Source organism: Bartonella massiliensis, from assembly GCF_902150025.1.
GTDB classification, from domain to species: domain Bacteria; phylum Pseudomonadota; class Alphaproteobacteria; order Rhizobiales; family Rhizobiaceae; genus Bartonella; species Bartonella massiliensis.
Genome location: NZ_CABFVS010000049.1, coordinates 1 through 4,992, shown reverse-complemented (window position 1 = coordinate 4,992; position 4,992 = coordinate 1). Strand labels below are relative to the sequence as shown.

General features: G+C 36.6%; 1 protein-coding gene. It reads right to left on the bottom strand.

The window, feature by feature from the left end; genetic code table 11:
- The coding region (locus FNZ60_RS08845) for a DEAD/DEAH box helicase (protein WP_142417214.1) at positions 1-4,533 on the bottom strand (4,533 nt) is incomplete at its 3' end.
- Positions 4,534-4,992: the final 459 nt, after the last annotated feature.

Sequence of the window (4,992 nt, the reverse complement as noted above, 5' to 3'; positions counted from 1 at the left end):
ACCCAGTTCACGCCCTGCTGTAACAAATTTCCAAAAGTCCTCAGCAGTTTTTACACAAGGAATACGAGGCAATTCTTTAGAGAGGTTATCAGCATAACGGGTACGATAATCTTCCGAATGTAAGATCCCATAAACATAATAGAATAGATCATCTTTTGTTATGGTTTCATTAGGATAAGCTGCTTTAAAATGGTCTAGACCCTCATCCATAATGACATCACGCCTCTGTAAACCAGCATTTTTGTTTTCCTCTGTAGCATTTGCAAATAAATGAGATTGGTTTTCACTTTTATCTTTTGAGACCGTAGTATTTTCGTAAATATACCGTGGAAAGCACTGGCTTTTTTCTATTGAATCCAAGTTAGGTACATCCTTAGTCATAAGTACAGAAAAGCCACATCTTGCTCCTGTTCCTGTAATTTGTATCACTCTATTTTCAATTGTTTGTCCTATTGGAAATATGCATGGCATTTTGGCGACCATTTCATTAAAGGTTCTATCATAATAGAGCCACTGTTTCGTAAAAGGGCGATATAAGCTCTGAGTGATGCATATCTCTTCAAATTCCAAAACCTTTTCTCTAGCTAAATGTTGTTTAAGATTAAGACTCCAACTGATTTTACTTTTATCGGAATTGACAAAATTATCTACAACTTTTGTAAGTGTTCTACGGTCAGTATGTGGATAACTATTATTAAAACGTTTTACCTCGCTATTATAGAAGGCAATCATGTTACTCATATTTTTCTTTACAGTTTCACGGCTTGAGTTATACGCCCAAGCATCACGATTGGTTGAAACACCAAGAGAATAAATTTCAAAGAGCTTTTTATCATGCCCCTTTTTGACACCCATAGTTAAGAATGTTTTGAAACTTTCGTCACGTTGCTTTATCCAATCACTATGTTTGTCTGGTGTAATGATTTGCCAGCCCTTTTGATCCGTAATGCCGCCAACACTACCAAAATACTCGAGAGCTGTAAGTTTTTCTTTTGTTGTGAGATTATTACCAATGTCATGATAGTAAATTTTACAATCTCCAGAAACATTGGGATTTTTGATAAATAGCGTTACCGCAATACCCGTCATGCTACCATTACCAAAAACATTCTCTCCTTCTTGAGCTTTCCCATTGCTTAACATATTTTTACGAATATCACCCCGTAAATTAAGTACGTAAATACTCGTAAATTCTTTGGCTAAAGATTTTCGTAAACCGTCCATTGTTGGCTTTTCTATGTAACCAGAACCAGAAACAAAGCCGATTACTCCAGCATTATCAATACGATCACTTGCCCAGCGAATAGCGCGGATATAGCTATCATAAAGATTTCGCATATTCACTGCTTTTGATTGAGCTATATAAGTCTCACGGATACGATCATCTAATATAGAATAAGTGATGTTTTTTGCATTGTCATTGGCACTTTTTTGCCCTGTTGAATAAGGAGGATTACCAAAAATAACTTTGATATCCAGTTTCTTTTGATGTTCTAAATATTCACTGTTCTCTTTAAATAATTTTTGTAGCAGATTTCTCTCTTCCAACATCTGAAACGTATCAGCCAAACCAATATGTTTGAAAGGAATATAATCACCTTTCATCAAACTATGATAAGTCGATTCAATGTTAATCGCTGCTATGTAATAGGCTAGCAAGACAATCTCATTGGCATGGATATCATGACGGAATTTATATTCCATATCCTCTGGTTTGATGAGATTGGATTGTAACAACCGTGTGATAAAGGTTCCTGTACCCGTAAAAGGGTCAAGAATAGAAACCCCCCGTGATCCTAAGCTTTTGCCAAATTCATTGCGCAAGACATCATCAACAGAGTGAATAATAAAATCAACAATTTCAACGGGGGTATAAACAATCCCAAGCCTATCCGTAGTTTTCTTAAATGCCTTGGTAAAAAAATCTTCATAAAGCTTGATAATAAGGTTCTGTTTTGCTTGGGGTTCGGTAATCCCTGCTGTACAGAACGTGATACTTTTGTAGAATTTATCAAGATCTTTTGCTTCTTCTTCAATATTTGTTTTATCAAGTTTCGCTAAAATCTTTTCCATGGCTTGTGAAATGGCATTGTTCTGTACAAATTTATTGCCATCAAACAAAGCTTCAAACACGGGACGCGTCACAAGATGTTGGGCTAACATCTCAACGGCTTCCTCTTGTTTGATTTCACTGTTTACGTTGTTTTTTAGTTCCTTATGAAAGGTATCAAAAGCATGAAAAGTTTCACTCTTTTCGTCCACAAGCATATCTTTAAGACGATTGATATGATTTTGTGCAATCTCAGCAACATTGTTCGCCCAAATGCCCCAATAATCCGTGATTTTAAAACTATCCAGAAAAATTGTCTTGATAAAATCAACAAATTCAGAAGGGCGGAATAATTCTCCTTGCTCTGTAGTCGATTGAGAGTTGCTTGCTGCTGTTCCAATAACATGTCCAGAGCTTTCTGCTCTTGATTGTATCTGGACATCATCAACCGTTGTGGTGAGTTCTTTTAATTCATTGTCACGCTTAATCTCTATAATCTCAATCGTATGGCTGCTATCTTGTCCTAAAGACATTTGATTAATCGTTCGAGCCAGCCTCTCATCATGAGAATGTAAAGCATTCAAAACTTGCCAAACAACATGGTACTTCTTATTGTTTCGTAAAGCTTTTTTGGCTTCGAGGTGTGAAGGAATGATAACGGGTAAAATGATATAACCTGTCTTTTTTCCCTTGGCACGACGCATCACACGCCCCACCGCCTGTATCACATCCACTTGGCTATTGCGCGGGTGTAAAAACATGATGGCATCAAGAGCAGGAACATCAATTCCTTCTGAAAGACACCGAACATTGCTTAAGATCCGACAAACATTGTGACCAGCATCTTGTTTCAGCCAATCCAATTCTTCATTGCGTTTTTTGACACTTTGCTTTCCGTCAATATGTCTTACTTCACAGTTCAGAAAGGGAACATCTTTAAGGAAATCATTGATATGAGATTCGATAATTTTATTGAAGAGCTTTGTAACATATTTAGAAGTATTGATATCTTTGCAAAAAGCTAAAGCACAATGCATGGGCTCTGTATCATCATCATCAATAGCTGCTTCCTTATCTATTTTAGTCAGTGCTCTATAACAGCCAATAATTTTTGCCGCATCATCTAAATCAATTTCACGGTCTTCATTGGCAATAATCTTCTGTATGGCTGGTGTGATATAGGTTTCATCAATACCTAAGACTACAATCTTGTAAGGAGTTAAAAGTTCATTCTCGACAGCTTCAGTAAAGGTATAATGATGAAGTTGTTTTCCAAAAAGCGCTTCATCATCCATGGACGCCAAAACGGCATTAATCTCATCAGCCCGTCTTTTGGCAGTCTCACTAAAGATACGAGGCGTTGCTGTCATATACAGACGCTTTTTACCTTGAATGATGCTGTTATCATGAACTTTGACAAATTCAGATTCATTGTCATCAGTTCCTAATGAAGCGCCAGTTGTCCTATGGGCTTCATCACAAATGATCAGATCAAACTCGGGTAATCCATGCTCTTTTTGTGCATCCGAAATCACTTGAATGGAATGATAGGTTGAAAAGATGACGGTCATTGCCTCTGAGAAGCTTTCACAAGCTTCTTTGGCAAGGGCTTTTGCATCTGTTGTCGCAGGCAGCACAAGATCTGATGTTTCCATGCCAACCATGTCATCTTGGTTTTTACGACGCTTTCCTACTTTTGTATCCGAACACACCGCAAAGGAACGCAAGGAGATTTGTGTGTCCAGTGTCCATTCACGGATTGTTTGTGAGACTAAAGCAAGAGAAGGCACTAAAAACAACACACGCTTGCCTTTTCCCGCTATGGTCTCTGCTATTTTTAGGCTTGTGAACGTCTTCCCCGTACCACATGCCATAATCAGCTTGCCACGGTCTGCTTCTTTTAAACCTTCACAGACTTTCTTGATGGCTTCTTTCTGATGGGGACGAGGCTCTTTTGTTGATTTCAGAACAACTTTTTGTTTTGTTGCAAATATTTGCCAATCTATACGACTGTTTTCCATATGACGAAGGTCAATACGATAAACGGGTATCGCTTGTCCTTTAATCATGGCATTCACATTGTCACTTAATTCACTTTCAGTGCTATCAACGAGAAGGCGATATTTAAAGATGTCTTTTCCAGAGGCTGCGATAAAGCTATCAATATCCTTTTTACTGATCTGATGGTCTGCTTTATAAAACTTACATTGAATAGCAACATAGCCTTCTTGATTGCGAAGCTTTGCAACCAGATCAATGCCGATATCATTTTTATTCCAATCTTTACGCTCTTTAGCCCATTCAAAATAGCTTTCAACCTTTTCATAGCGTCCATAATGGATAGGGTCATGCATAAGATATTTGCTAACAAAATCTTCAAAGATTTTTCCTTGTTGAGCTTTTGAAGTTGCTTGTTCGCGATACTCTTCCAACAGAGATCGTAGAGTGACGTGTTCATGATCAGATTTATGAGAGCGAAGCATAAAGAATAAACTCCATGACAAAATATTCTACGAATTAATTCTTTTCAAAAGAATCGAAATGAAGCTTATTAAATCCATTTTGAATGAATAGTGTGAAAACTGCAGAAAATTGCGAAAAAACGGATAATTTTTTTCAAAAGAGGTTTTTAAAGGTACTTTATCCACAGCCTATGAGAGAGATCAGATCAGCAAAATAGTGAAATTTGCTTATCGTTTGATGTGTTAATCAAGACAGATGCAATACGTTCTTTTAAAATATCATAATGATTATTTTGATAAGTTTTATGAGTAATTTTAACAAATAGGTTTTGACGGTGCAAAAATTGTCAAAACCCCCTCGAAACATATACTATTGATTGAATTTAGAGGTTACATTATCAATATGGGTTGTTTTTTGAAAGATTTAAAAATATTAACGCATTGAAATATAATGTTTTTATTTTTTACCATTTTTTTATC